The sequence below is a fragment of the Pseudoalteromonas sp. CO348 genome (genome assembly GCF_004208845.1).
GTDB lineage: Bacteria > Pseudomonadota > Gammaproteobacteria > Enterobacterales > Alteromonadaceae > Pseudoalteromonas > Pseudoalteromonas maricaloris.
In genome coordinates, this window is record NZ_SGPI01000021.1 from 207371 (window position 1) to 233575 (window position 26205).

24 protein-coding genes are annotated in these 26205 nt (G+C 41.7%); all 24 read right to left on the reverse strand.

Annotated features, from left to right (window positions below; genetic code table 11):
- Positions 1-16: 16 nt before the first annotated feature.
- The 24 genes from EXT48_RS11145 to EXT48_RS11260 all read right to left on the reverse strand — a co-directional run bounded on the left by EXT48_RS11145 (position 17) and on the right by EXT48_RS11260 (position 26201).
- Positions 17-1528, reverse strand: a complete 1512-nt coding sequence (locus tag EXT48_RS11145; RefSeq protein WP_130164494.1) for a class I adenylate-forming enzyme family protein — start codon at positions 1526-1528, stop codon at positions 17-19.
- Positions 1521-3092: a UDP-2,4-diacetamido-2,4,6-trideoxy-beta-L-altropyranose hydrolase gene (gene pseG, locus EXT48_RS11150; RefSeq protein WP_130164495.1), complete on the reverse strand. Its 1572-nt coding sequence runs from the start codon at positions 3090-3092 to the stop codon at positions 1521-1523. Before pseG ends, EXT48_RS11145 begins: the two co-directional genes overlap by 8 nt.
- On the reverse strand, positions 3092-3337 hold the full coding sequence (locus EXT48_RS11155; protein ID WP_039492552.1) for a phosphopantetheine-binding protein: 246 nt from the start codon (positions 3335-3337) through the stop codon (positions 3092-3094). Before EXT48_RS11155 ends, pseG begins: the two co-directional genes overlap by 1 nt.
- Positions 3337-4377, reverse strand: a complete 1041-nt coding sequence (gene pseI, locus EXT48_RS11160) for a pseudaminic acid synthase (protein ID WP_130164496.1) — start codon at positions 4375-4377, stop codon at positions 3337-3339. Before pseI ends, EXT48_RS11155 begins: the two co-directional genes overlap by 1 nt.
- Positions 4378-4379: 2 nt before the next feature.
- Positions 4380-5144 (reverse strand): NTP transferase domain-containing protein, encoded by a 765-nt coding sequence (locus EXT48_RS11165; RefSeq protein WP_082083462.1) that lies wholly within the window; start codon positions 5142-5144, stop codon positions 4380-4382.
- 48 nt (positions 5145-5192) lie between these two features.
- Positions 5193-5696, reverse strand: coding sequence for a GNAT family N-acetyltransferase (locus tag EXT48_RS11170; RefSeq protein ID WP_083229820.1), 504 nt, complete (start codon positions 5694-5696; stop codon positions 5193-5195).
- 52 nt (positions 5697-5748) lie between these two features.
- Positions 5749-7056, reverse strand: a complete 1308-nt coding sequence (locus EXT48_RS11175; RefSeq protein WP_130164497.1) for an aminotransferase class III-fold pyridoxal phosphate-dependent enzyme — start codon at positions 7054-7056, stop codon at positions 5749-5751.
- Positions 7057-7403: 347 nt separating this feature from the next.
- Positions 7404-9482 carry a 6-hydroxymethylpterin diphosphokinase MptE-like protein gene (locus tag EXT48_RS11180; protein ID WP_069018745.1) on the reverse strand — a complete coding sequence of 693 codons (2079 nt, stop codon included), beginning with the start codon at positions 9480-9482 and terminating at the stop codon, positions 7404-7406.
- Between the two features lie 4 nt (positions 9483-9486).
- The gene (locus tag EXT48_RS11185) at positions 9487-9783 is read right to left on the reverse strand and encodes a hypothetical protein (protein WP_130126599.1); all 297 of its coding nucleotides are present in this window, start codon (positions 9781-9783) and stop codon (positions 9487-9489) included.
- Positions 9776-10204 carry a flagellar export chaperone FliS gene (fliS, locus tag EXT48_RS11190; RefSeq protein ID WP_039492563.1) on the reverse strand — a complete coding sequence of 143 codons (429 nt, stop codon included), beginning with the start codon at positions 10202-10204 and terminating at the stop codon, positions 9776-9778. The genes EXT48_RS11185 and fliS overlap by 8 nt, the downstream gene beginning before the upstream one ends.
- A 15-nt stretch (positions 10205-10219) precedes the next feature.
- Positions 10220-11644, reverse strand: a complete 1425-nt coding sequence (gene fliD / locus EXT48_RS11195; RefSeq protein WP_130164498.1) for a flagellar filament capping protein FliD — start codon at positions 11642-11644, stop codon at positions 10220-10222.
- A gap of 20 nt (positions 11645-11664) precedes the next feature.
- Positions 11665-12072 carry a flagellar protein FlaG gene (locus EXT48_RS11200; RefSeq protein WP_039492567.1) on the reverse strand — a complete coding sequence of 136 codons (408 nt, stop codon included), beginning with the start codon at positions 12070-12072 and terminating at the stop codon, positions 11665-11667.
- 78 nt (positions 12073-12150) lie between these two features.
- Positions 12151-13122 (reverse strand): flagellin, encoded by a 972-nt coding sequence (locus EXT48_RS11205; RefSeq protein WP_039492670.1) that lies wholly within the window; start codon positions 13120-13122, stop codon positions 12151-12153.
- 154 nt (positions 13123-13276) lie between these two features.
- Positions 13277-14251: a flagellin gene (locus EXT48_RS11210; RefSeq protein WP_130164499.1), complete on the reverse strand. Its 975-nt coding sequence runs from the start codon at positions 14249-14251 to the stop codon at positions 13277-13279.
- Between the two features lie 688 nt (positions 14252-14939).
- The gene (locus EXT48_RS11215; RefSeq protein ID WP_039492570.1) at positions 14940-15911 is read right to left on the reverse strand and encodes a flagellin; all 972 of its coding nucleotides are present in this window, start codon (positions 15909-15911) and stop codon (positions 14940-14942) included.
- Positions 15912-16227: 316 nt separating this feature from the next.
- On the reverse strand, positions 16228-17463 hold the full coding sequence (gene flgL / locus EXT48_RS11220; protein ID WP_039492572.1) for a flagellar hook-associated protein FlgL: 1236 nt from the start codon (positions 17461-17463) through the stop codon (positions 16228-16230).
- Positions 17464-17465: 2 nt separating this feature from the next.
- Entirely contained in the window at positions 17466-19478 is a 2013-nt protein-coding gene (gene flgK, locus EXT48_RS11225; protein WP_039492574.1) for a flagellar hook-associated protein FlgK, read from the reverse strand.
- A 1-nt stretch (position 19479) separates the two neighbouring features.
- A complete protein-coding gene (gene flgJ, locus EXT48_RS11230; protein ID WP_130164500.1) occupies positions 19480-20454 on the reverse strand; it encodes a flagellar assembly peptidoglycan hydrolase FlgJ in 975 nt (324 codons plus the stop codon).
- Positions 20455-20562: 108 nt separating this feature from the next.
- Positions 20563-21663 (reverse strand): flagellar basal body P-ring protein FlgI, encoded by a 1101-nt coding sequence (locus EXT48_RS11235; RefSeq protein ID WP_010606307.1) that lies wholly within the window; start codon positions 21661-21663, stop codon positions 20563-20565.
- Positions 21664-21682: 19 nt separating this feature from the next.
- Complete coding sequence (gene flgH / locus EXT48_RS11240; RefSeq protein WP_010369278.1) at positions 21683-22366, reverse strand: flagellar basal body L-ring protein FlgH; 684 nt, start codon at positions 22364-22366, stop codon at positions 21683-21685.
- Between the two features lie 16 nt (positions 22367-22382).
- The gene (gene flgG, locus EXT48_RS11245; protein ID WP_130164501.1) at positions 22383-23171 is read right to left on the reverse strand and encodes a flagellar basal-body rod protein FlgG; all 789 of its coding nucleotides are present in this window, start codon (positions 23169-23171) and stop codon (positions 22383-22385) included.
- A 16-nt stretch (positions 23172-23187) separates the two neighbouring features.
- Entirely contained in the window at positions 23188-23952 is a 765-nt protein-coding gene (locus tag EXT48_RS11250; RefSeq protein ID WP_010369280.1) for a flagellar basal body rod protein FlgF, read from the reverse strand.
- Positions 23953-24075: 123 nt separating this feature from the next.
- Positions 24076-25476, reverse strand: a complete 1401-nt coding sequence (gene flgE, locus EXT48_RS11255; RefSeq protein WP_039492582.1) for a flagellar hook protein FlgE — start codon at positions 25474-25476, stop codon at positions 24076-24078.
- Between the two features lie 41 nt (positions 25477-25517).
- Positions 25518-26201: a flagellar hook assembly protein FlgD gene (locus EXT48_RS11260; RefSeq protein ID WP_010606303.1), complete on the reverse strand. Its 684-nt coding sequence runs from the start codon at positions 26199-26201 to the stop codon at positions 25518-25520.
- Positions 26202-26205 lie beyond the last annotated feature (4 nt).

Consider the following 26205-nt stretch of genomic DNA (forward strand, 5'->3'; position numbering starts at 1 on the left):
GTGCTTATCTACCTGACTAGCTGTATGTCTCTTTGACTTGCTGCCGGAGTACTTTTCCCATCGCATTTCGGGCTAAATTGTCACACTTTTCAATAATCCGAGGCTGTTGATAATCGGTCAATTCAGCGAAGCATAATTTACGTAACGCTTGCTCAAGGCTTTCTTCTTGTTGTACTTTCGCCTGCTCGTAGACTACTTTAATGACTTCTCCTAAAGTAGGATCGGCAACGCCAAAAGCAACGCAATCAGTAACTAAGGGGTGACGTTTTATTACCTCTTCAATATCTTGTGGGTAAATATTGATGCCACCACTTGATATTACCTCTTTTTTGCGACCCACATAAAATAGAAAACCGTCCTTACTCAGGTAGCCCAAATCGCCTGTGTAAAAATAACCTGTATCATCATATGCAGCTTTTGTTGCCTCTAACTGTTTCAAATAACCTGAAAATTGAGTTGTAGTTTTACAGGCAATTTCTCCGACAACTCCGATTTCAACAAGTTTTCTGTGGCCGTCACAGATCTTTACATCAACAAATGGGAGAGGTTTACCTACACTGCCCTGATTTCCACCTTCATCATCGATACAAAAGTCCGTTACTACCCCCACTTCAGATGCACCATAGCATTCATGAAACTCGCAGCTAAGTAACTTTAATAACTTCCCTTTCGTCACTGTATTTAAAACAGCTGATGAAGACACAAGTATTCGGACGGAGGAAATGTCTTTGTTTTCGACACCTTGGGCAACTAACCCCTCTAGCTGTGAAGACACCGCAAACAAGAAACTGACTTGATACTGTTCGATAGCACCTAGCCAGCTTTGTAACTGAAACTTAGGTAAAATCACAGTTGTAGCGCCGAGCATTAACGGCATTAATACCCCCCGTTGGGCAAGGGAATGATAAAGCGGTGTTGCGACCAAAATGACATCATCTGACGTTAATTGATAGTAATTTATCGTTGCTGAAAACGCGCGTTCAATCTTACACTTTTGACTTAACACGATTGGTTTTGGTGAACCTGTTGAGCCTGACGTCATAGTCAAAATAAAGTCCAACTCAGGCGCTGCATCCGAGTATTCTTCGTCATGTTCTACATCGGTGAAAATATCTTCCCAACAACGTTCACCGAGAACGCTTTCACCTATAGTTATTACCTCATCTTCTCTCACAACCGCACTTTCCAGTAAAGTACGACTAACAGTGGGCCAACAAATGGCCATACTTACAGGAGTCTTCTTCAGCGCTATTTCTAACGCAGCTCCCTTTAGGGTTATTGGCAACGGTACCACAGCTAAACCCAATTTCGCAGCAGCTAGCAATACAACAGGGTATTCAATGCCATTGGGTGCAAACAATGCAATTCGCTGCCCCGGTGTTAGACCCTGCTCCTTAAAAAAACGACTTAAAATTAGGACGTAATTAAACAACGAGCGGTAGGTAACTTCCGTTCCTGAAAATACTACTGCTACCTTATCTGGCGACTTTTCCACATTTCGATGAAAAAGGTGGTATATATTAACCATGCTCGTTCTCTCTCGTTAACATTACATAATTAAACTTTTTAGGATCAGCTGATGGGAAAATTGATTGTGTAACCTGAAAATGAGGACTATCGACCTCAATAGCTTTGAAACCATTATGCTGATTCAGCAAATTAACAAACTTATTGTCTTTATGGATTACTGCAAGCCAAATACCATCAGGATATTCTTCCTCACAGAGTTTTAGCTGCCAGTTTAATGCCAACTGGACATACGCAAAATTAACCTGCTCAAGGGCTGAAAACCAGCCGCCATATAAGTATGTTTGTCCGTTTTGCTCTAGTGATTGGTGCCAAATATAGATGAGAGGATTACCATCTAATTCAACGACAAAGTTTTCACGCTGATTTTGATGCCACCACTTGTAGTGACCAAGTGTCGGGATAGCTTCCGTGATAGTCATTCTGACGTTATTATGTTGACTATTGCGGGCGTGTAAATAGCGATTAATATCAAAAAAGTCTACCATCCTAACGGTTAAATCTGCTGCTATAGGTAGATATTCACGTATACAAAGTGACTGTATTTCCGCTTCAGACTGTGTCTGTTGTGATAATAAATAACTTGAAACTCTAGCAGCTCCCCTGCCATCGACGCAAACTTTACTGTGGTTTCTGTACTCAGCTAGCTTGTCTGAATTATCAAGTAATATATTAATTAATTCAACGACTTCCAACGGATCACTAGATAAAAACTCAGGCAGATGTAAACAGTGCCCTAAATCATCCAACCAGCTCTGATTATGCTCTTGATTTTTAGCCATACTAAATGTTAGTGCAGGTGTTTTTGTTGCAGCAAGTTCATACAACGAAGTACCCAACGCACCAACAAATAACTGTGCTCTAATAAAGCTTGGGTACAAACTCTCTGGACTTCTGTTTATCTCAACTTGTGGATAAATATGCTGCAATGATATTATCGAGTCATAATTTGTTGCAGATGGTCCTAGGACAATTTCTATCGGCTGACATGGCCTAAGCTGACACACTAATTCAATTATAGGAGTCAATAACTCCCAATCCCCGCCACCACCGAGAGAAAATAGCAGATGAGAACGTTCTATATCTGCGCGCGAACTGTCGTGATATACACTTTCAAGTAAAGCATATTTAGGTCCCAAAAGCGTTTCACAGTCATGAGATACCAAATGATGATAATAAGCTTCGGTTTGATCTCCTCGCCATCTAATATCTATTAATGTATTGGCTAAATGTTCACGACCCAAATCATCTATTACAACAAGTTTAAATTGATCTTGAATTTGGCTTTCCCACTCTCTACCTAATAGATAAGAGTCAACAACGATAGCTTCAGCACCTACTTGGTAAGCGATAGATAAAGTTTGTTGGGCATCATCATATTCACTCGTCCCATGAGCAATTAAGGTGACGCTGTAGTTAATACCACTGATATAGTCACTCAGACAGTCATTTTCATCTAAAATGAAATGACTACCACAACCCCGAACACTAAGCTCCTTAGCCAAATTCAAGCATCGTTTTAGGTGGCCAATTCCTTGAGTGCTGTTAACACGAAAAACAAACATCAAGACCTCAAGATTACATCAATGAGGCCACCCACTGTCGCTGAGTCTGGTCTCAACATTTGCTCAGGTGTTAGGCGAACCCCAAAATCGGTTTCGATCTGCATTACCATTGATAACATTTCAAATGAGTCTAATAACCCGGACTCCATAAAATTAAAACTTTGTAGCTGTTCACTCTTAACGGCTACACCACGAGCTAATAGAAAGGTCTGAAAAAATTCAAGTAGCTGAGTTTCGCTAGGCATTAACAAAAATCCTCCCATTTAAGCTGAGTACCTGCAGGTAAAGACTTATTTACTCGTCGCCCGATAAGCGATGGCAAGTGCTTTGGTTGAATTTCGCCTCCACCAGGGCGCATTTGTCGCAAATGCATATTAGACAGCGTTTCACCCGATTCAACGTCCTTAATAAGGTAAACACAACGGCGTTTTTGACAAGGAGTATCTGGGTAATGTACTCGCCCCATTGCTTTCTCAATCTGTCTTATTCCATGTACAAGGTTTTGTAATTCTTCTGGTGTCATTGAGAAAAAGCTATCTGCAGTTTGATCATTTTTATCCATTACAAAGTGCTTTTCGATAACACATCCACCCACAGCAACCGACGCTAAAGGCACATCGTTCCCTAGTGTATGATCTGACAAACCAACAGGAACCGAAAAAGCTTCTCGCATATGCGGTATTGTTCTTAGATTAATACTATCAGCAGGTGCCGGATAAGTACTGGTACACTTTAACAGGCATAATTCAGTGACACCGGCATCTTTTGCTACTTTTACTGCGTCTGCAATTTCAGGCAGCGTCGCACCGCCAGTAGACATAATCACAGGCTTGCCGGTTGCGGCAACATCACGAATAAGTTGATGATCAATCAGCTCTGGAGACGCAATTTTATATGCCGGCGCATCAAGTTGTTCTAATAAATCAACAGCTGATTTATCGAATGGTGAAGAAAAGCAAGTAATCCCTATTTTTTTAGCTAATTCAAAAAGTTCAGCATGAAACTCCCAGGGCATGTACGCATGTTGATAAAGATCGTATAAATACTGCCCCTTCCACGGCCCATCTTTAATAAAAAAATGTGGTAAGTCACACTTAATTGTAAGCGTGTCGGCACTATATGTTTGTAATTTAATTGCATCGGCACCCGCTTCCTTTGCCGCATAAACCAACTCTTTGGCTCGACTTAAGCTTTGTCCATGGTTTGCTGACATCTCAGCAATAATATAATTTGGGTGTTGATGTCCGACTAGACGCCCATCTATTTTAAGCTCTTGTTTAAACATATTTATCCAACTTTTACTTGCTCAACATGTTTATTTATGTCGAGTACTTCTGGGTGTGCTTTTAATTTTCTCTTCAGTTCAGGAAAACTAAATTCAGTCTTATTATCGAAGAGCTGAAAAACTTTCTGTATTGCTAGATAGTCATCTGGTTCGTCTAAAGTCAAACGCCAACCAGATAAATCCTCATGATAACTATAATCAGCGACCTTCAAGTTTTTCACTATATACTGTGTCAGGTGCTCTCTCTCAAAATCTTGGCTAGCACTGGCATGTGCTTGTGCTAGCGCTGCGAATGTAAATACCTCGGTGTCAAGGCCATTTGGAAATCCACAATGAGGACCCGCGCATACATAATCAAAATTGTTGCGGATATTAAAGAAATGAGAAACGACCTTAGCGGTTTCATAGGCATCAATCAAAGGGCAATCACTAGTACAGCGAACAAGTACTGTATCTGGTTTCGCGTTTACTAACTCTGCTGCTAAGTAATACCTGCTGAGCACATCGTGAGTATCCCCCTCAACAAACCTTACCCCCAAAGACTTGCACAGTTCGGTAATTGGGGTTTGGGAGCCATCATTGGTTGTTGCTACAATAATTTTGTCTTTGAAAGGGGATAAACGCTCAATCATAACCTGAAGCACTGGACGTCCACACAAAGGCAACATCACTTTTTTCGGCAAGCGAGTTGATGTCATCCGCGCCTGAATAATAATATGAAAGTCCTTATTTTTTAAGCTTTCATAAATAGAGTCACTTTGATTCATACTAATAACTAAAATACTTCAATGCTTTGTTATCGGCCAAACCAATAACTAATTTAATAACAATTCCATTTTAACCCCAGAGAGACTTTCATCATCGAGCTGATCAGGTTCCAAAGTCTTGAAACCCATTTTAATGTACGCTTTCACAGCTGGGACATTAGACTTATCAACGCCCAAAAACACTCTCTTAAGGTTGTATTTGTCTTTTGCTATTGTGATAAAAGCAAAAATTGCCTCTTTCGCAACTCCCTTGCCATGCCAATTTTTATCGCCAATCAAGATCCCCATTTCAGCCGAGGTCCCACCAGAATATTCTGAAAGAATAAACTTCACGTTGCCAATATGCTGCTCAGCTTCCTTTGTAAAAATTCCATACAAATAAGTATCTGGCGTATTATTTTGTGTATTGATATATGTCACTAAATCGTCGGTCGTTTGTTGTCGGTTTAAAATAAACTGACTGACGTCACTATTTAACCATGAAAGATAATCAGCGGTTGCGTCGGACGGAGTTAACCCTCTCATTTTGAAACGCTCGGAAACAATCATCATTTTGTGCTTTCCCGTCTAATATCAAATATCAGTCTTCAAAAAGTTGTTAATATTAATTTAACCTTTTAAAACCAGCAGTTGTCGGAGTAACCTCCTTCAGCACTTCAGGATCATGCAGAGCGACTTTTACTGCTTTAAATGCATTGTCTACTGCAGATAGATATTCATCTACGTGTTCTTCTTTATGTGCATACATTGCATAGAACATATTTGTAGCTAACACTCCTTGGTTTATCATCTGCTCTATAAAATACGCCTTCAACTGCAGTGGGTTATCATGCTCGAAAGAAAAATGACACAGGGCATCAATACCAGAAATATGAATGCTCAAGCCATGTTTTTCAGCAAGAGACTGCCAACCGGCTTTAACCAGTGCACCAATTTTTTGAAGATGATCATGCACGTTATTTGCTTCATAATAACGTATAGTTGCTAGTGCTGCGGTTGGACCCACTCGCTCCGTCCACATCGTACTGGAAATGAAACTTGATTGTGCAGCATCCATCCACTCCTCTTTTCCGATTATTGCGGCCATCGCATAACCATTCGCTAGTGCTTTAGAAAACACGGCAATATCAGGTTCTATACCAAGCAGTAAATGCGATCCTCCACAATTAATTCTGAAACCCATCGATATTTCATCAATTATTAATGGGATACCCAGTGATTTGGCTATTTTTCCAACGAAACTCCAATACTCTGAATTAGGTGCAATATTACGCATTGGCTCCATAACAATAGCGCCCAGCTCAGGGCCATGTTGCTCGACGACCTCTTTTAGAGAGTCAATGTCATTATATGAAAATGGTATTGCAGTGCCGGCCAACGCTTTTGGAACACCCGCTGGAGATAAACCCGCAATTAAATGCTCATCTAGGTTTTCTTTCGAGGACACATTTGCCGCCAAGTACCAGTCATGCCAGCCATGGTAACCACAAAATGCAATTTTATCTTTTCCCGTCGCGGCGCGAGCAATTCTTACAGCAATTGTCATTGCCTCTCCACCGCACCTTGCGAATCGGACTTGATCTGACCATGGATGCAGCTCTACTAATTTCTCTGCCAACATGACCTCTTCTGGACAGTTTAAACTAGAACTAACCCCATTATTGATTGTTTCAATTACAGCCTGATCGACGGCAGGCTCAGCATACCCTAGAATGTTTGCCCCTATGCCAGATATCGACATATCAAGATATCGTTGCTCATTGAGGTCCCAAACATAACAACCTTTCGCTTTGCTGAAGTAACCTGGCCACACACTTTGATTAAACATGTCGGGTCGCTTTGACAATAATTGTGAAAGACCAGGGATCAGTTGCTTCGCTTTTGCTTGCATTTCAGTATTTTTATTCGTCATGATTTCTCAACTAACATTTTCAACTTCACTGATGAAGCAAAGTTAGTACCAATTAGGTGGTAACTAACCTTTAAATTTGGCTTGAGTCACTTTTAATCTTCAGTAAACAACTCCTTCAGGGAAATCAAGGGTAGTTTTACTGATATTTTTCACTCAAGAATCAGATTTCAGTAAAGTGTAAGGGAATTTTAAATAAACAGCTAATTTTAAAAGAAAATGGGGGGAAACGTAGAGAGTAACAAGCCATGCAAAACGTTTATTATTTCTGGTTTAAGCTGGCTCCGAAGTGTCTACTCATTAACTTCGGAGCCGCGACAAAATCTTGTCACCCTTTTACATATCGACTTTTACTGACAAAGTCTATTTCTTTGGCGGTAGTATTCAGGACATTGCTTAAGAAAATCAACCCAAGCCTTTAACGCTTTTCTAAAATACGGAACCACTTCGTAATCATCACCAAAGTTATGAAGAATTGAAATTAATATTGATGACGTATAAAGAGCTTCACCTTCTAGTAACTGATACAAGCCTAAATGATCTGCAGAATTTCTAAATGAGTACAAATACCTGAGACTTTTCAGTAAAACTTCTTGCGCAGATTCTCGACAATCAAACTCTTCTTCCAAAAGCTCCACCATTGTGCCGCACAGCTGCTCAAACTCTTCTTCACAAAGTAGCTTTTCCATAGATTCAATGTCAGCTTTAGCTGCAAAAAGGTTAGTTTTGATATGCTCCACAACTTGGTGTTTATCAACTCCCCTTTCAGGCAACAAAATGTCTTTACTCTCCAGTGGTATAGAGTGCTTAATCTTTGCACCATTACTACAGTTGTAACAGTTTACATTTTCTTTAAGAAATGATTCTAGAATCCTTTCCATTTGACAGTTGCCAACATACATAAACTCATCAGAAAGTACCGTTTCACAAAAGTTTCCTGGGATCCTGACTTGCCCCCCTATTTTGGTTGGTTCAATGACAGTCTCACCTTCTTCACTGTAATAAAAGCTTGCCTTACTATGATGATGTTCAGGGTCTATGTAGCCATTATCCACACCAAACAGATAGATGTCTTTAAATCCAAGATGACATGCATAACTCAGCGCAGTATTGCCCACGAGAGGATTTGAAAATGAAAGGCTTCGAAGCACTTTATTCTCATTCCTGTAATGAGATAGTTGCAACATTTGTGTACCTGACTCACCAGGTTTAAGCGCCATTCCCGCCCATCCAAATAGACCAGCCACATCTGGATGCATCACATTAGTAACAAGCAAATTTAAGTCTTTGCGCATCGATTCGGGTATATGCTGCTTGAGGAAATAATAGGTTGATTTAGTTCGTTCCAGTGCAACGTGAAAATCGGGAATAATCCCATGCTTTATTAATGCTGTAGTCGCTGAGTTACACGCGAATATAATGACTTTATCTTGGATCCGTTTTAGCGGTTCAATATTGGCGTCTAATGAAGGACCGTTTGCAACCACTACGGCTGGTATATCATGCAATAGCGCTTTATCTTGCTGTTCATTGGCAGAAAACATGAAGTTGCAGTTGTTTTTAACATTCCCCAATGAGTTAGCTATCCCGATCATAGCATCATCGAAGAAGCCAAATCCCGCGAAAAACTGGTGGTAATTCTTTTTAAATTCCGCGATCCATTTATTTACTTCAACTGATGGGTAATGCTGATAAAACCAAGAGTGGCAGACACTGGCTACACTTATTTCTCTTGAGCGTGAATAAACCTTTTCGTAAATTTCATGTTCTGTGACCCCTACACCTAGATAAAGGTAAGCACCTTGAGCCTCAATTTTTTCAAGTATAGAAACCCAATCGGAAACAAACAAACTAGCAAAAAAGTAGTCTTCATTCGGTTCAAAAATATTTACGTAACCAGCTTTACAAGCATCGATAACGTCTTCAAGGTGATAGCCAAGCCCAATACCGAAAATCATCTTGTTTGGAACTGCACTACCTAACTTCTTAAATGGCGCTAAGTTCGATTTCGTCTCAACAAAGATTTCCCCTAAGTTTCGCATCAATTCAACATGAAGAAACTCGATGTCACCATTTTCAACAAATGCAACACCGGAGTGGTCTAAACGTCCAAGAATTGGATTTTCGATATTTTTCTGTGTCTGCTTTTGTATTTGTGAAACTGGGTCTTCGCTATACATCGGTACACCAGTTTTATAATCAATAATATTGGCGCTGCCGTTAGGATTAACAAATAAGTTAAACAGCGAGTTTGGCTCGTAGGTTAAGTATTTTTCGTAAATTTCTGGAAAATGTGATTTGAAGGCTTTGAGGTTTCTTTCAAATTTTAAATTGGCAGCTTCTATAAACAACTCTTCTCTAAGCGCCTGTTCTTCCACGGCCTTTAATTTTACTTCAAGAGTTTCTAACTGGGACTTAATTGGATCCATGATATTATTTGAACTCGTTATATTTCTTGATTGAGGATTGTTTTCGCTGAATCTTCAGCAACTGCTCTCGGGTACTTCTTTTTTCTTGATTCATACGTTCAATCACTTCATTCAACATTGCGATTGACTCTTCTAAGTAGACCCTTTTTTCTTCAACATCTTCTATCAAGTCTGAACGCTTTTGAATATATAAACAAAATTTCTTTGTTTCTGTTTCAGCGAGTTCCATCTCACCTCTTTGAAGGTGTTCGAAAATCAAACACAACAATTCCCCAAGTTCGTCTCTATGCTGGCTATCCATGACTAGCGTCTTGAGAAGCATTATTCAGTGTTTTAATGCGGACATCTACAGGGATCGCATCCCAAGCTGATTTAATTTCTTTCAACAGGTTAGACACTTCATCTACGATGGCTGAATCATTTTGTACTGATGCATCCAGTAGCCTATCCATCATATAACTGTACAGGGCATATAAGTTTTCTGTTACTTCACCACCAACATCAAAGTCCAAGCATTCACGTAACGCTTCAATAATTGCTGATGCTCTTGAAATATGTTCGGATTTGGCTTCAAGATTTCTTTTATCAATAGCTACCTTTGCCAGTACCATTTTTTCAATAGCGCCTGCCATCAACATCTGGATAATTTCATAACGATCCGCACCTGCCACTCGAGTTTTAAGCGCTTCTCTCTGGTAATTCTTAACTTTTGCATTATACATGTTCAATCCTCTCTATTACTTGGATTTGGTAAAGCCTGGAAGATTAGAAAGTTGAGCTCCCAAATAAGATTGAGTTTGCTGCATTTGCGCGATAAGTACATCAAGCCCTGCATATTTTTGACGTAAGCTAGCTTCAAATGACTTCATACGCTCCTGGTGATTTATGACATCGTCCTCTAAATCGTCAAGTTGAGCATTCAAACTAGTCTCACGTTGTTTCATAAGTCCATCTGAATCGACGTAGTTTCCGAGCAATTCTTCTAATTTTTTGGCTACACCATTTTCCCCTGCAAATGCTGTACCAATATCATCGTAATTATCATCCATTGCTTCGTTTAAGCTGCGAACTAGTGATGACTTTTCTAAATAACCTTCTTTATTAACACCAAGGCCCATGTCAAACACTGACTCAAATGGTCCAGCATCAGTCAACGTAGAACCCAGAGTAGAAACCAACTGATCACTCAATGCTCTCATCGAAGCATCACCATTTAGAGGCTTTCCGACTCGAGTTTGCAGGCCAATCATTCCAACGAGATTATTGTAATTTGTAATCAACTCATCGACGAGCTTAGTGACAGACTCTCTGTCATAATCTACGTCCAATTTAGCTGTTAATTTTGTACCAGATGTGTCCTCAGGGCTAACTTCGAGTGCTCTTATCGTCATATCTTGAACAGCATCTTTAAATGTGTTTGTATCGCTGTTAACTGTAAGGCCATCTACCGTTATAATTGCATCTTGCGCTTTGTCTGCATCCGCAATTACCATGCCACCAGACGGGTTTGTTGTCGCGTCATATGTCTCAATAGCATCAAGCTCAGTAGTATCACTTGTAATCACTAGGTCGTTTCCATCGCCACTGACATTTGACGTAAAAACAAGTTTGGAGCCTACATCGGGATCACCTGTGTTAATAATATTGGCAGTGATACCGAAGTTGGTATCTGATGCATTAATAGCATCTCTTAACTCAGCCAGAGTCATTCCAGCAGTTACTTCTAAATCAAATGATTTATCCGCACCTGCTGAAAAAGACAAAGTACCACCACTTGCACTAACAACTGCGTCGGCTGAAGCAAAAGCACCGTCCGCAGAAACGGCTCGGCTTCCTTGCGCCAATTGTTCTACAGCAATCTTGAAATTACCCGTAGAAATATCTGACGTTGGTGTTACGCTGATTATTTCAGCACCATCTGGTTGACGAATATTCGCGATTCGCTTGCCAAAGTTATCGATGTCCGCTAGTTTTTCAATTGTGTCTTTAAGTTTTGAAATGGCAGATTTAACCTCACCGACAGAAGACAACTCAACTTTCAGTGATTCTTGCTTTGCAGCAAACCTTTGCATCTTGGGTACGTTTTCCGCATCCACAGAAGCTTTTATAATTGACTCTAAATCAAGCCCTGAGCCAACACCCGCAGATGTAATAAGTGGCATAATCTACCTCCAAATCTATATCAGGCGGTTCTATCAAATAACACGCCACGCTTTGTAAGTTTATCGGCAAACTCTTCCAAAGCCTTAGCTACTTCCCTAAACTCTTTTGAAGGAATTTCCCTAATTACTTCATTGCTAGACTTATCTAAAACAAGAACAACTGGAGGATCACCCTCTTCATCAAGTTGAAACTGTAAGTTCGTAGCCGTAACGGGGATAACATCGTTTAGTCTAGCTAAATTGTCTTTAACTTCTGATATTAACTGTTCATTACTGCTAGCACCTTTGCCATTATGCTCAGGTGAATCTTCAGGCTTTACTCCATCTGGAGTATTACCGCGTTCATTGTTTAATTCTTGTCTTGGTTGCTTAATCAGTTGGCTATCAACCGAATAGTTTAGCCCTTGAGAAATTTGAACATCACTCATCTAGACCTCCTGTAAAGCCTATAAAGAGTATACGCCAAGTTCGCGAACATTCCCAAACTTGACGCTTTTCTCAGAATATTACCCAAGTAACGATAGTGCTACCTGTGGACGCTGATTAGCTTGGCTCAAAATAGAGCTACTCGCTTGTTGTAAAATCTGCATCTTAGTCAGGTTGGCTGTTTCTTGAGCAAAATCGGTATCTCTAACTCGAGATTGAGCTGCTGATAAGTTTTCTTGGATATTTGACTGGTTACGAATAGTTGACTGGAATCGGTTTTGTACCGCACCAAGCTCAGCACGTTTCTTATCAACTACCGCAATCATGGTATCCATTGCAGCCAGTACTTGCTGTGCATTTTCTTGCGAAGATACACTAATTACGGTGGCAGCCATGTTGGTGAAACCAGCGGTAGCCTCTGTAACTCCAGTACCAACATTACTGATACCAGCAGCTAATGTTGACATTGTTTTTCCTGATACTGCTGACGCAATGCCGGCGATACCAGACATTGTGAAGCCACCATTTGCTGTCAAAGAGTTAGAGCCGTTTGAAGACGAACCAACGTCTTTCATACTAAAGCTTATAGTCTGAACGGCATCAGAGCCAACTTGGAAATTTGAATCATAGGTGCCATCTAGTAGATTTTGACCACCAAAAGTTGTGTCTTTAGCAACACGGTTAACTTCCGACGCCAATGAGCGAATTTCTTCTTGCAGTGCTAATCGGTCTTCGTCTGTATTCGAACCATTTGATGCTTGTTGCGCTAGCGTACGAATACGCTGAAACATTTGTGTCGTCTCATCCAAAGCACCCTCTGCGGTTTGCGCAAGAGAAATACCATCATTCGCATTTCGAATACCTTGGTTTAATCCGTTAATTTGTCCTGTTAGACGGTTCGAGATCTGCATACCTGCAGCATCATCTTTTGCACTGTTTATTCTAAAGCCTGATGACAATCTTTTAAAAGAAGTATCAAGCGCACTACCTGAGTTCATCAATTGTCTTTGTGCATTCAATGAACTGACATTGGTATTAACGTAAATAGCCATAATAGCCTCCGCTTTATAATACATATTTCAATGCTGCGGGATACCCCTACCCTGCAGTATTGAAGAGGTTAGAGTACTAGATTGATAGTTCTCTAACTCTTCTATCGACTATAAAAGAGGAAGCTTTAGCTTTTTTTTTAAAAAATTTAACTCATTAGCCTTGTAGTAGACTTAAAGCTGCTTGAGGTCGTTGATTTGCTTGACCTAATATAGTTTGGCTAGCTTGTTGTAAAATCTGATTCTTCGTTAACTTTGCAGTTTCTAAAGCAAAGTCCGCGTCTTTTACTCGCGATTTCGCTGAGTTTAGATTTTCAGATACGTTCGACTGATTTCGAATGGTCGACTGAAAGCGGTTTTGAACAGCACCCAGCTCTGCACGTTTTTTATCCACCACTGCTATCATTGCATCCATCGCTGCGAGAACTTGTTGTGCATTTTCTTGCGAAGAAACACTGATCAAAGTTGCAGCCATGTTCGTAAAACCGGCAGTCGCTTCTGTTACTCCGGTGCCAACATTACTAATACCAGCAGCCAACACTGACATCCCTTTACCTGAAACCGCAGACGCAATCCCCGCTATTCCAGACATAGTGAAGCCACCATTGGTGGTCATTGAGTTGCTACCGTTAGCAGAAGAGCCAACTTCCTTCATGCTAAAGCCAATTGTTTGAACGGCATCTGCACCTACTTGGAAGTTTGCAGAGTAGGTTCCATCAAGTAGATTTTGACCACCAAATGTTGTATCACTTGCGACTCGATTTACTTCAGCTGATAGCTGACGAATCTCTTCTTGGATCGCTAAACGGTCTTCATCAGTATTAGAGCCGTTTGCAGCCTGTTGTGCAAGCGTCCTAATTCGCTGGAACATAGAGGTGATTTCGTCCATTGCACCTTCAGCTGTTTGAGCAAGAGAAATACCGTCATTCGCATTACGGTTGCCTTGTTCAAGTCCCATGATCTGTGAATTTAATCGGTCGGAGATCTGTAAACCTGCAGCATCATCAGCAGCACTGTTTATCCGCAAACCAGATGATAGACGCTTGAAAGAAGTATCTAGTTCATTACCTGAATTAGTCAATTGTCTTTGTGCATTAATTGCACTGACATTGGTATTTACATATAAAGCCATAACTCACTCTCTTTTTGCCAAATCAATATCTAATTGATAGATAGTTAAATGACAAAGCGGCATGCATGTTTCAGGTTTTCTTTTTACTAAGGCAACCAATTGCCACTTTGACGCCAAAATTAACTCTACTGGGTTTAAAGCAAGTTACAGGCCAAAAAGACACAAGGTTATAGACATAGCTAAAAATTTAATTTAAAACCATGATAAATATGAAATTTATAGATTTCTATTTTGAAATTTGGATATAGATATTATCTTAGCGTCAATTTACTGTGCTTATTTGAGCGGTACTCATATACCGTGTGAGCGATGCTCACCAATAAATCTTAGACAAAATAGCCTAGGCATTGAAGTCGCTGGTTAAATAATCTGTGCATCGAACATCTAATGCCTTATCCAAACCTCATACATTGATTTAGCGGCAAACAAACAGATTTTACGCTCTATATATAGTTGGTATAAAGGAAGTTATATGAAGTAAAAGAGGGGCTGGCTAGCCCCTCTTTAGTAAGTTTGAGAGTGAGTGTCATTTTTTTAACACAAACTTGGCATGGTATGTGCTTTAATTAACGTGTTCATTGTTTTAATGAACGCTATTGGATTTTTTAGCTCCTCCGCTTTATCATCCAATTCGGTGCCTAAGCAAATACCCCATCTGGCTTAGGCACCTTTTACCATCCTAGTTAAATTATCCTAGTAGACTTAGTGCAGCTTGAGGACGTTGGTTAGCCTGGCTTAGAATTGTTTGGCTTGCCTGCTGTAGAATCTGCATTTTAGTCAAGCTAGCTGTTTCTTGAGCAAAGTCAGTATCTTTCACTCGAGATTTTGCAGCTGATAAGTTTTCCTGAATATTCGATTGGTTACGAATAGTTGATTGGAATCGGTTTTGTACCGCACCAAGCTCAGCTCGTTTCTTATCAACTACTGCAATCATTGAATCCATCGCAGCTAACACTTGTTGTGCATTTTCCTGTGACGATACACTAATGATTGTAGCTGCCATGTTGGTGAAACCAGCTGTCGCTTCTGTAACACCTGTACCAACATTACTGATACCAGCAGCAAGGGTCGACATTGTTTTGCCAGTTACCGCGGAAGCGATCCCCGCGATACCAGACATTGTGAAGCCGCCATTTGCTGTCAAAGAGTTGGAACCATTCGCAGACGAACCAACGTTTTTCATGCTGAAGCCAATTGTCTGTACTGCATCAGCACCGACTTGGAAGTTAGCCTCGTATGAGCCATCTAGTAAATTTTGTCCACCAAAAGTTGTATCTTTTGCTACACGGTTAACTTCTGATGCTAAAGAACGGATTTCTTCTTGAATCGCCAATCTGTCTTCATCAGTATTCGAACCGTTTGAAGCTTGTTGAGCTAGGGTACGCATACGTTGGAACATTGAAGTTACTTCGTCCATTGCCCCTTCTGCAGTTTGAGCAAGAGAGATACCGTCGTTCGCGTTACGGTTACCTTGATTAAGACCATTGATTTGTGAAGTCAAACGGTCAGAAATTTGTAGGCCTGCAGCATCATCAGCAGCGCTGTTGATACGAAAGCCTGAAGATAGACGCTTAAATGATGTATCTAGTGCGTTACCAGATTGCATTAATTGTCTTTGTGCGTTCAATGAACTTACGTTAGTATTTACATAAAGTGCCATGATGGTTCTCCCACTTTAAATCGAGTCTTTCACTCTCAAACTTAGAAACTTTCCAACCTTTGAATGTTTTTCACTCTCCGGCTTGGTTATTTAAGTTATCGGTCGGCAAAAATTTTCCTTTAGTGTTTTTTTTAAAAAAAACATAAACAACTGATTTATCGAGACTTTTTGTTTTATATGGAACAAAGGACAGGAAGTTATGGCTATGAGCTTATACTGAAGAAATGTATTGAAAGTACTATTACTTTCAATACATTAAATTAGATAGTAGTGTTTTAGGCTGTTTTGAAGAAGGTAACCTTTAAAGGCCACCTTTTTAACGAATGTAGTCTAATAAAGAAAGGTTAGTTAGGCGGCCAAATGTTGCCTGAGAGGCCTGTAATGCAGTTTCATGCTTGGTGAGCTCTGAAATCGCTGAATAAAAATCGACTTCAATCAAAGCCGCTTTATTTGCTTTATTATCAACGTCCAAGTCTGAATTTGCATCAGATACAAGCTTTGCAGCATTTAACCTGCCACCAAGCCCCGCTTGTCCTTGCGATATTTTAATCTTGGCATTATCTAGGCCAGTAATGCCGTCAGCCAGTACCTGTTTGTAATCATCACCCGTAATGCTGGTGTCTCTCAATGACGTAATCATAGATTCTAATGTATTTAGAATGTTTTCCTTCTGAGGTTTTTCCAAATCAAAGCTTATTTGGCCTGGCGCAGCACCAGCGAAGTCAAACTCCATGCCAGCGACTTTAATAGTTCCGCCTTCTGCAGTACCGGTTGAAATAACCGTTCCCCCCTGCTCAAGCTGGTAAGTATTTGGCGTACCCGCTGTCACCACTAAGTCAAAGGTGTTTGCACCTGCAGGCGCACTTGGATCCGCGTTGTAATTCGCTTTATGAAACTTATCAAACACAGCTTGCTCATCTACATAAACCGATGCAGAGGTGATACCACCAGAAACCACACCTGTATTTGAAGTAATATTCAGTCGCTTCTCTGCACTTTCAAATACATCAAAACCGTTATCACTGGAACGTATCTCGACCCCTTCAGAGACTTTTATTTTATGCTGTCCTTGGTCACCGTTATATACGTACTTTCCAGTGGCTGAATCGAAACTATAAGTTTGCGTATTGTCTTGGTAGCCGGAAAATATAAACTTACCATCTTCACTTTTTGAGTTCATCAAATCCAAAATAGTATCTTGGATTGACTCTAGCTCGTCAGCGATTGCTTGGCGGTCAACATCGGATAACCCACCATTACCTGCTTGTATCGACTTGGTATAAGCACTATCAATGGCCGTTTTAATATTTTCTAGTACTGACTCTTGAGTGTCTAATCTCGAAGACAACATAGTCAAATTCTTAGTAAACTGATCGTTTGCTTGGATCCGGTCGTCAAAAAGCATGGCTCTAGCAGTCGCTGAAGCATCATCAGAAGCACTCAACACCCGCTTTTGCGTGTTCAACTGCTGTGTTGCTTTATTCACGTCTTGCTGATTACGCAAAATAGAATTGAGATTAGAATTAAAAATTTGATTTTGAGATAAACGCATAATTACCTCGCTGCACTTAATAAGGTATCGAACACAGTTCTTGCTGCCGAAATGACTTGCGCCGAAGCCGAGTAAGACTGTTGGAAACGTAACAAGTTAGCCGCCTCTTCATCTAGGTTCACGCCCGAAAGAGACTCAAACCATGCGCTTGACTGATTGGCTAACGCTTCAAATGCCGCGCCATTGGTTTTCGCTTGATTGGTAATAACCCCTACACCAGTGACAATATCGGCATATGCTTCATTAAAGGTTTTATGGCTTTCTGTACTACCTGTAGACTCTACATTTTGTCTAACTAAATCCGATGATTTCAGACCATCGAGCGCTGCACCATTACGGTTGTCATCAAAGCCACCAGTGTTAAAACTAATCTCAAAACTATCACCGGTATTCGGCGTACCCTCAATATCGAAAGTGAAGCCAAGATTATCAAAAGGTGCAGGCGCAGCTCCCACTCCAGAAAGAATATCTTTGCCATCCGCAGGAGCCGTAAAGGTATGCGTTGTACCTGAATTACTGGTTAACGTATATTCGTTAGCATTGGCTGTTTTAGTCAAAGTATAAGGACCATCATTCAACGTTGGCGGCGTTCCCGCAGTAAACGCACTGGTCGTGGGATCGGTATCAGTGACGACTCCGGCTGAAATGGTCGCCGTACCATTATTGTCTGCTGATTTTTCAGTACGAATTGGCGACGCTAATGCGAGTGCTTCTGGTCTTTGAGTTGCAAGCTCCAAGCCAGTTGCAGCCTGTTGATTTAATTTCACAAGAAATCTATCACCTGTTGCACCACTACCCGTTACGTTCATTTGTAAGCCAAAATAATCGCCCGTTCCCGTGATGACTCCACCTGCAATATTACCAGTCGTCGGAGTACCGATAGGATTGCCTTTGGCATCTACAGCTGTTATTTCAACGGTTGTTGCACTGGTATAAGTAACTTGGAAATCGGTAGCTGGCAACTCATTGCCGCGCCCTGGCTCAAGGGTTGCCGTAAGCGCTGCGGTGCCTGTATTTTCGCTGTAAGCAAAGCCACCCACGGTAGGTATTTTAAATATATCTCCACCTATGTTGCCATCTAAGTCCATTCCCAATCTATTTTGCTGATTAAAAGCATCTGCCAATGCGAGGCCAATTTGACCTAGTTGGTTTTGTGCCGGGATCAACACTTCATCTCTAAACGCCAGTAACCCACCGATTTTGCCTTTCAAGCTGCCGCTATCTAACTCGAGCTGCACAACATTTTTATCTTTAATGTCTAGGATTAGTTCTTTATGGTTAGGATCTGGGTTGCCTTTCATCGCGAATAAATTGAAGGCTCCACCTTGCATCACAAGTGCATCCCCAGTGCCTAAAAATACGAGCTTCTCGCCATTTTCACCATCGAGTGTTTCTATATCTACAAGTTCAGCGAGTTCCTTGATAGCTTGATCTCGCTCGTTAAGTACACTGTGATCGACATTGTTCAGATTGAGTGCTGATTTACTCGCTACTTGTTTATTTAACTCGCTGATTTTTTGAACAAGGTTGTTAGCTTCTTCTGAGAATATATCCAATTGCTCGTTCACAATACTGTTTTGATCAACAACTATTCCTGACAGTCTATCCATTTGATCAACAAGACCTTGAGCACCCGTCATAAATAAAGAGCGGTTAGTTGTCGATGAAGGCAAGTTAATCGCGCTTTGTAAATTGTTAAACATAGAGTTGATGCTCTTGCTCAGACTGTTTGAGTCTTGTGCAAACAACGTATCAACGCGGCTTGCCTCAGTGACAAACTGCTCATAGTAAGACTGATTAGAAATATCACGATTTAATTGCTGCTGCGCAAATTGGTTGAGCAAACGCACGGTTTCACCGCGGCCAACCATGCCACCTATCATTGTTCCGTGTTCAGTCCGTTCACGGATATACCCTTTGGTATTTAGGTTAGCGATGTTTTTACTGGTGGTTTGTAGTAACTCAGAGTTAGCCCTAACCCCTGCTGCACCAATATTTAATAGATCAAATGACATCTCATCTGACTCCCTTTGTTAGCGCACCGGATAAGAAATCGGATACATCAATACGCTTTAAAACTGACTTAATTTTGTTGGCATAATTCGGATCGGTCGCGTAGCCTGCATTTTGAAGCTCACTTAAATAAGCATGACTATCACCAGCCTTGTTTAAGGCTTGCTCGTATCTCGGATTACCTTTTAGGAAACTCACATAATCATCAAAGCTTTGTTCTAGCGACTTATAAGCACGGAAATCGGCTTGCTTTTGCACCGGTAACCCTTGCTCAAATTCAAGTGTCGATTTTCTGGCACTTTCACCACTCCAGCGGCTATCCGCTTTGATATTGAATAGATTAAAACTGCTACTACCATCTTTTTTGCTGATGATGTGCTTACCCCAACCGGTTTCCAGTGCAGCTTGTGCAACCATTACCGCAGGGTTCAAGCCTAACTTTTTCGCCGCTGTTTGAGCGTATTCCCAAATTTTGTCGACGAATTCCTCAGGAGAAGCAAAGCCTGTTTGTTCATCGCTTGAGGTATCTGCCTTAACATTGACAGCCTGCGGTTCAGGTTTACGTACACTCTCACTCGCTGTCGCCTGTCTTTTAAAGGAAATATCGCCGTCAGCTCTCATTACTGAGGCAGGCTTATACTTTTCAGAATTAGGAGACAACTGCTGCACAATCAGATCTGCAAGTCCTAAGCTGCCCTGCTCAGATAAATGCATCGAAAGTTGCTGATCATGCATTTCTTCAAAAAATTTGACACCACTAGAGTTAAATGGACTGTCTTTATCCTCTAGCGCCTCATTCGCTTTACGCATGCTTTGTAACAACATTTGCGTAAAGATAGACTCAAACTGTTGTGCCGCCTTTTTCAATGCCTGATCTGAGGCACCTTGATCGCCAGCACCTTTCAGCGCCTCTTTACGGATCGAATCAAGGTTTCCTAGGTCAAAAAAGCTTTGATTTTTCAATTGGTCGGTGTTCATACACTCAGCACTGTTTGACGTTAATAACTATACAAATAGAAATGCAAAATCCGAGCCAAAAAAAAGCCCCACAATTGTGAGGCTAACTAGTTGATTAATAATAGAACATCAAATGACGACTAATTGACCATTTATTGCGCCCGCTTCTTTTAGCGCTTCAAGGATCGCCATTAAATCACCAGGCGCTGCGCCAACTTGGTTAATTGCCCTAACCAAATCATCAAGGCTCACGCCTGGGTCAAACACAAACGCTCGAGAGTCGTCCTGATTTACGTCAATAATACTTTGCTGCGTCACTGTTGTTTCGCCATTTGCCAGCGCATTAGGTTGAGACACATTTTGTTGCTCAGCAATCGTTACGGTAAGACCGCCATGAGTAATTGCCGCAGGCTGCAACTTGACATTTTTGCCGATAACGATAGTACCTGTGCGCGAGTTAACGATGATCTTCGCAGCGGTATCCGCTGGTTTGAATTCAAGATTCTCAAGCGTAGATAGATACGCAACGCGCTGAGACGGATCTCTTGGTGCAATTACTCGAACTGAAGCTGCATCCATAGGTTTAGCACTGTTTGGTCCAACAAGACCATTGATAGTGTCGGCCAAGCGCTTTGCGGTAGTAAAATCCGGCCTATTCAAGTTAAAGGTAATGTAATCACCCTGAGTAAACGGACTAGGTACTGCTCGCTCCACTGTCGCGCCGTTTGCCACCCGACCTACTGTCGGGGTATTGATCACAACTCGACTCCCGTCGGCGCCATCAGCGCCCAAACCACCGACAATCAAGCTACCTTGCGCAATTGCATATACGTTACCATCAACCCCTTTAAGAAAGGTCTGAAGTAACGTGCCGCCTCGTAAACTACCAGCACTACCAATAGATGACACAGTAACGTCAATGGTTTGACCGGGTTTAACAAAAGGTGGTAAGTCAGCATGAACCGCAACAGCCGCGACATTTTTAATTTTTGGCTTTAAGCTTGCTGGCATCGTGATCCCAAAGCTATTCAACATCGCTTTAAAGCTTTGCTCGGTAAATCTGGTTTGCTCACCGGTACCAGGTAAGCCCACAACTAGGCCGTAACCAACCAGTTGGTTTGAACGAACACCTTCAACCATACTGACATCTTTAACTCGCTCAGCAGATGCCAAAGAAGAAAAACCAACCAACGTAATGGCCGCACCGATAAGCAAAATATTCTTAAGCATATTGTTCATTTTCAGCACCTTAAAACGGCATCAGCGCGCTCATAAAGAAACTCGTTAACCAACCTGCACTTTGCACTTCTTGTTGGTCGCCTTTACCTGAATATTGAATTCTAGCGTTTGCCACTCGATTGGATTCAACGGTGTTATCTGCGGTCACATCCTGAGGCCTTACTAACCCTTCTAAGCGAATAAACTCTTCGCCAGTATTGAGCGTTAACCACTTTTCGCCACGGATCACTAAATTGCCGTTTGGAAGTACTCGGGTGACATTGACCGATATATTACCAAATAGGCTGTTTGACTGATTGGCTTGAGAATCACCAGAGAATGAAGAGCTTGAACTTGCTCCAAATTGTATCGCTTCCTTACCAATATTGATGGCATTGCCACCAAGGCCAATAATCGGATCAAGACTAGCGTCACTAGATTTATCAAGTTGAGAATTCGCAGCTTTGGTCGCCTGGGTCGTTTCTCTGAGTACAATGGTAATAATATCACCGACTCTTAACGCTTTTTTGTCAGCATAAAGATCATTGGAAAACTGCGTATTAAACAATGACCCTGTTGCCACCATTTGGGCTTGATTATCCTCGGGATAGATAGGTGCATAATACGGGTCGTCACGCACCACATTTTTATTTTGTGTTGTACTACATCCAGATAATGCAGCGACCGTTACGATGGCTAAATATAATGCACGCATAATACCCCCTACCCAATTACAACTGTTGATTAATGTAGCTCAGCATCTGATCTACCGTTGAAATCACTTTTGAGTTCATCTCATACACGCGTTGTGTCTCGATTAGATTTACAAGCTCTTCGGTCACATTAACGTTTGACGTCTCAAGTGCGCCTTGAACTACTTTACCTAGCCCTTCAACGCTTGGATTACCTTGTACAGGTGCACCACTTACCGCAGTTTCTGTGTACAGATTTTGACCAACTGGCTCAAGACCTGATGGATTAATAAAGTCACTGATCGTCAATTGCCCAATGACAACGTTTTCAGCTTGCCCTGCAACGCGCACTGATACTTCGCCATCTTGAGAAATAGTGATTGACTGTGCATCGTCGGGCACATTCATCTCTGGTAACACAGGAAAACCCGCCCCAGAAGTAACTATCCGTCCCTCTTCATCCGTCGTGAACTGACCGTTTCTTGAATACGCAGTTGTGCCATCTGGCATCTGAATCTCAAAAAAGCCCGGACCTTGGATCATCCAATCCAAAGAGTTTTCGGTACTTAACATATTACCTTGAGAAAAATTCTTTTGGTTAGCGACCACTTTGGCACCTGCACCAAGCATTAAGCCTGATGGTAGTTCTGTATCCTGAGAGCTGCGGCCACCTGGTTGATTGATGTTTTGATACAGCAAGTCTTCGAATATCGCCCGACTCTTTTTGTAGCCGACGGTACTGGCGTTCGCCAAGTTGTTCGAAATAACTGAAATATCAGTTTGCTGAGCATCTAAGCCTGTTTTACTTATCCACAATGCTGGATTCATAATCTCTACCTCACTCTTAAACTATGCGTAGGAGCGAAGTGTGTCGCTCATCTATTTCTTCAGCTGTTTTCATCAGCTTAATTTGCATTTCAAATTGTCTTTGATGGTTGATCATATCCACCATCTCATGAACGGGATTGACGTTGGACATCTCTAAGAAGCCACTCATTACTTTTGCAGTTGGAGATATTTCACAAAAGCCACAGATCCCATCTTCTAGCTTATCTTCTTTTGGTCTATACAGGCCGTCATTGCCCTTTTGTAGCTTACTATTATCTGCTTCAATAATTTTCAGCCTATCAACCACCTCAAGAAAGTTAGCGGGGGCACCTTGTGGACGCACTTGAATAGAGCCATCGTCACTAAACACCACTTTATCAACGGGAATAGGTAAAACAATAGGTCCACCTTCGCCAATAAGTTGACGCCCGTGAGCTGTGACTAACGCACCGTCATTACGAATATTAAGCGTGCCGACTTTGGTGTAAGCTTCTTCGCCCGAGGCGTCAACGACGCTGATCCACGACTTATCATCTACTGCAATATCAAGCTCACGACCAGTTTCAACGATTGCACCACCGGTCATATTCGTACCAGGACGTTCTTGCATAGCAAAAACCCGAGAGGGTAACCCTTCTCCGAATGCCTGCATTGAACGCGCTTGAGCAAAATCTGCTTTGAAGCCAGTCGTGTTGGCATTAGCAAGGTTATTCGCTTTGAGTGCCACACCGCGTAAGCTCTGCTTAGCGCCTGACATTGCGATATACACCATTTTATCCATGACGATGACCTATAAAATTCAAACTTAATCTAGTTAATGCAAACACAGTGCCAAAGTGATGAGATGTTTTTGACGGGCATAAAAAAGGCTGCCTTTGTAGCAGCCTTTGGAGGGCATAATATATTATCGGATCTGTAATATATTTTGTTGTAATGTTGAGTTAACCTCAAGCGCTCGAGAGTTCGCTTGGAAGTTACGCTGGGCACTGATAAGGTCAACCAACTCGTTTGTGAGGTTGACGTTCGATTGCTCTAACGCCGATGAACTAATACCACCAAGCGTACCTGTGTTTGGCTCGCCTGCTAGGGGCTCACCGGAAGATAGACTTTTCTTCCACTCAGTATTACCAATCGCTTGGAGGCCTTGAGAATTCGGGAAGCGTACGAGCGCGACTTGCCCTAGGAAAGTCGAGTCACCGTTAGTGTATGAAGCTACTACTTTGCCATCAGTACCAATATCAATACCAGCTAGTCGACCTACGGTTGCACCGTCTTGTTCCAGCGCTTTCACTTCAAATCGACCTGATGAATATTGTGTCGGTAACTTCTGAGCCGTGTTTGCTTCATCACGCCAGTTAACAACAATATCATTCGGGAAGGTTGCGCCGTTTTCTAACAAGTTTGACATACCAATAGTTGGATCGACCGCATCTTGAGGACCTGCAAGACTAAGCGGGTTAAACGTCGTACCCGTATTGTTACTAAATGTCAGTGGTGAAGCTGATGGATCATCCGCTGTTTGTGAAGGAATACCACTTGCGTCAAAACGAAATACGCTTACTGGAGTGTATGGCACAGGTGGTGTAGCGGTTGGATCAATTTGCTGCGCATTGTGGTTAAATGGCTTATCGTCCATTGTTGCGTAAGTTGACCATTCATTATCCGCCGTTTTTCTGAAGAATAGCTGCAGTGTATGTGATTCACCCAGTGAGTCATATACCGTAATTGCCGTTCTTGAGTTATACGATGCACTTTGCGTAGGATCGAATGCAATCGTAGGTGGCTGCGCCGTTGCATCTAGATTAAATGATGTATAAATTTGCGATGTTGCTCGAGGAGACCCTGATGCATCTGGAATTTGAATTGGCGATGTTGTGCTTAGACTCAAAGACGTTGTATCACCTGTTGATGGATCAACAGGGAAGCCTTGCAAGTAGTCACCTTTTGCATTCACGATAAAGTTGTCTTTATTTAATTTAAATGCACCAGCTCGAGAATACGTAAAATCCTGTGATTGAAGAGAATTTGACATGGCAAAATAGCCTTCGCCCTCAATCGCCAAGTCTAGCGAGTTCTGCGTGAACTTTAATGACCCTTGGTGAAACTGCTGCGCTACCATAGTAGTTTGTACACCATCACCATTTTTCGTTTTGCCAGAGCTAAAAACCGAAGACGCGTAAACATCAGCAAATTCTGCGCGAGATTCTTTAAAACCCGTCGTGTTCACGTTAGCAATGTTATTTGCTGTTACGTCCAAGTCTTTTTGCGCGGCGGCAATACCTGTCAGTGCTATATTGAAACTCATACTCTCACCTCTAAGTTCTTAAGGTTAATTCTTTAAAACTACTATGCTATTTCAGCAATATCAGTTAAGCGCACCGCGCCTTCTTTGGTATTAATGACGATGCCGTTAGCACCATTAACATTAACACTGTCAATATTTCTAAATGTGGCCGAAGGTAAAGTCTGATATTCACCTTCAATCATGCCTTCGGCTTTTATGGTGTATTCCCCAGGGGGCATCATCTCGCCATCTTTATTCTTACCATCCCACTCAAAACGCACAGCGCCTACACTTTGCTCACCAAACTCAAGCGTCTTAACAATCGCTCCAGATTCGTCATAAATACCCACAGATAAATTCTGCACAGGCTCTTGGACAATCACCGAGCCCTTTGTAAGTGCATCATCACCATGTTCTAACGTCGTTGATTCGAGTAATGCTTTTTTACCAATCAGCGTTGATGCTTGAAGCGCTGAGTTAGAAGTCATTGATGCAGCTAACGAGTCAAAATTCTCATTTAGCTTCGAGATCCCCTCAGCCATGGTAAAACTGGTCATCTGCGCGATCATCTGATCGTTGTCCGCAGGCTTACTTGGGTCTTGGAAAGAGAGCTGTTGAGTAAGCAGCGAGAAGAAATCTTCTTGCGATAGCTCATCTCTGGGCTTTTTCTCCTCGGCCTGCTTTTGCCTATCCCAGTAGAGTGAATCTACACCCGTTGAAGAAGTGGCATTTACATTATTACTCATCAGC

Coding starts and splice junctions, on each gene's coding strand:
- EXT48_RS11145 (WP_130164494.1), bottom strand. CDS start 1,528: ATGGTTAATATATACCACCTTTTTCATCGAAATGTGGAAAAGTCGCCA.
- pseG (WP_130164495.1), bottom strand. CDS start 3,092: ATGTTTGTTTTTCGTGTTAACAGCACTCAAGGAATTGGCCACCTAAAA.
- EXT48_RS11155 (WP_039492552.1), bottom strand. CDS start 3,337: ATGCCTAGCGAAACTCAGCTACTTGAATTTTTTCAGACCTTTCTATTA.
- pseI (WP_130164496.1), bottom strand. CDS start 4,377: ATGTTTAAACAAGAGCTTAAAATAGATGGGCGTCTAGTCGGACATCAA.
- EXT48_RS11165 (WP_082083462.1), bottom strand. CDS start 5,144: ATGAATCAAAGTGACTCTATTTATGAAAGCTTAAAAAATAAGGACTTT.
- EXT48_RS11170 (WP_083229820.1), bottom strand. CDS start 5,696: ATGATGATTGTTTCCGAGCGTTTCAAAATGAGAGGGTTAACTCCGTCC.
- EXT48_RS11175 (WP_130164497.1), bottom strand. CDS start 7,056: ATGACGAATAAAAATACTGAAATGCAAGCAAAAGCGAAGCAACTGATC.
- EXT48_RS11180 (WP_069018745.1), bottom strand. CDS start 9,482: ATGGATCCAATTAAGTCCCAGTTAGAAACTCTTGAAGTAAAATTAAAG.
- EXT48_RS11185 (WP_130126599.1), bottom strand. CDS start 9,783: ATGGATAGCCAGCATAGAGACGAACTTGGGGAATTGTTGTGTTTGATT.
- fliS (WP_039492563.1), bottom strand. CDS start 10,204: ATGTATAATGCAAAAGTTAAGAATTACCAGAGAGAAGCGCTTAAAACT.
- fliD (WP_130164498.1), bottom strand. CDS start 11,644: ATGCCACTTATTACATCTGCGGGTGTTGGCTCAGGGCTTGATTTAGAG.
- EXT48_RS11200 (WP_039492567.1), bottom strand. CDS start 12,072: ATGAGTGATGTTCAAATTTCTCAAGGGCTAAACTATTCGGTTGATAGC.
- EXT48_RS11205 (WP_039492670.1), bottom strand. CDS start 13,122: ATGGCTATTTACGTTAATACCAATGTCAGTTCATTGAATGCACAAAGA.
- EXT48_RS11210 (WP_130164499.1), bottom strand. CDS start 14,251: ATGGCTTTATATGTAAATACCAATGTCAGTGCAATTAATGCACAAAGA.
- EXT48_RS11215 (WP_039492570.1), bottom strand. CDS start 15,911: ATGGCACTTTATGTAAATACTAACGTAAGTTCATTGAACGCACAAAGA.
- flgL (WP_039492572.1), bottom strand. CDS start 17,463: ATGCGTTTATCTCAAAATCAAATTTTTAATTCTAATCTCAATTCTATT.
- flgK (WP_039492574.1), bottom strand. CDS start 19,478: ATGTCATTTGATCTATTAAATATTGGTGCAGCAGGGGTTAGGGCTAAC.
- flgJ (WP_130164500.1), bottom strand. CDS start 20,454: ATGAACACCGACCAATTGAAAAATCAAAGCTTTTTTGACCTAGGAAAC.
- EXT48_RS11235 (WP_010606307.1), bottom strand. CDS start 21,663: ATGCTTAAGAATATTTTGCTTATCGGTGCGGCCATTACGTTGGTTGGT.
- flgH (WP_010369278.1), bottom strand. CDS start 22,366: ATGCGTGCATTATATTTAGCCATCGTAACGGTCGCTGCATTATCTGGA.
- flgG (WP_130164501.1), bottom strand. CDS start 23,171: ATGAATCCAGCATTGTGGATAAGTAAAACAGGCTTAGATGCTCAGCAA.
- EXT48_RS11250 (WP_010369280.1), bottom strand. CDS start 23,952: ATGGATAAAATGGTGTATATCGCAATGTCAGGCGCTAAGCAGAGCTTA.
- flgE (WP_039492582.1), bottom strand. CDS start 25,476: ATGAGTTTCAATATAGCACTGACAGGTATTGCCGCCGCGCAAAAAGAC.
- EXT48_RS11260 (WP_010606303.1), bottom strand. CDS start 26,201: ATGAGTAATAATGTAAATGCCACTTCTTCAACGGGTGTAGATTCACTC.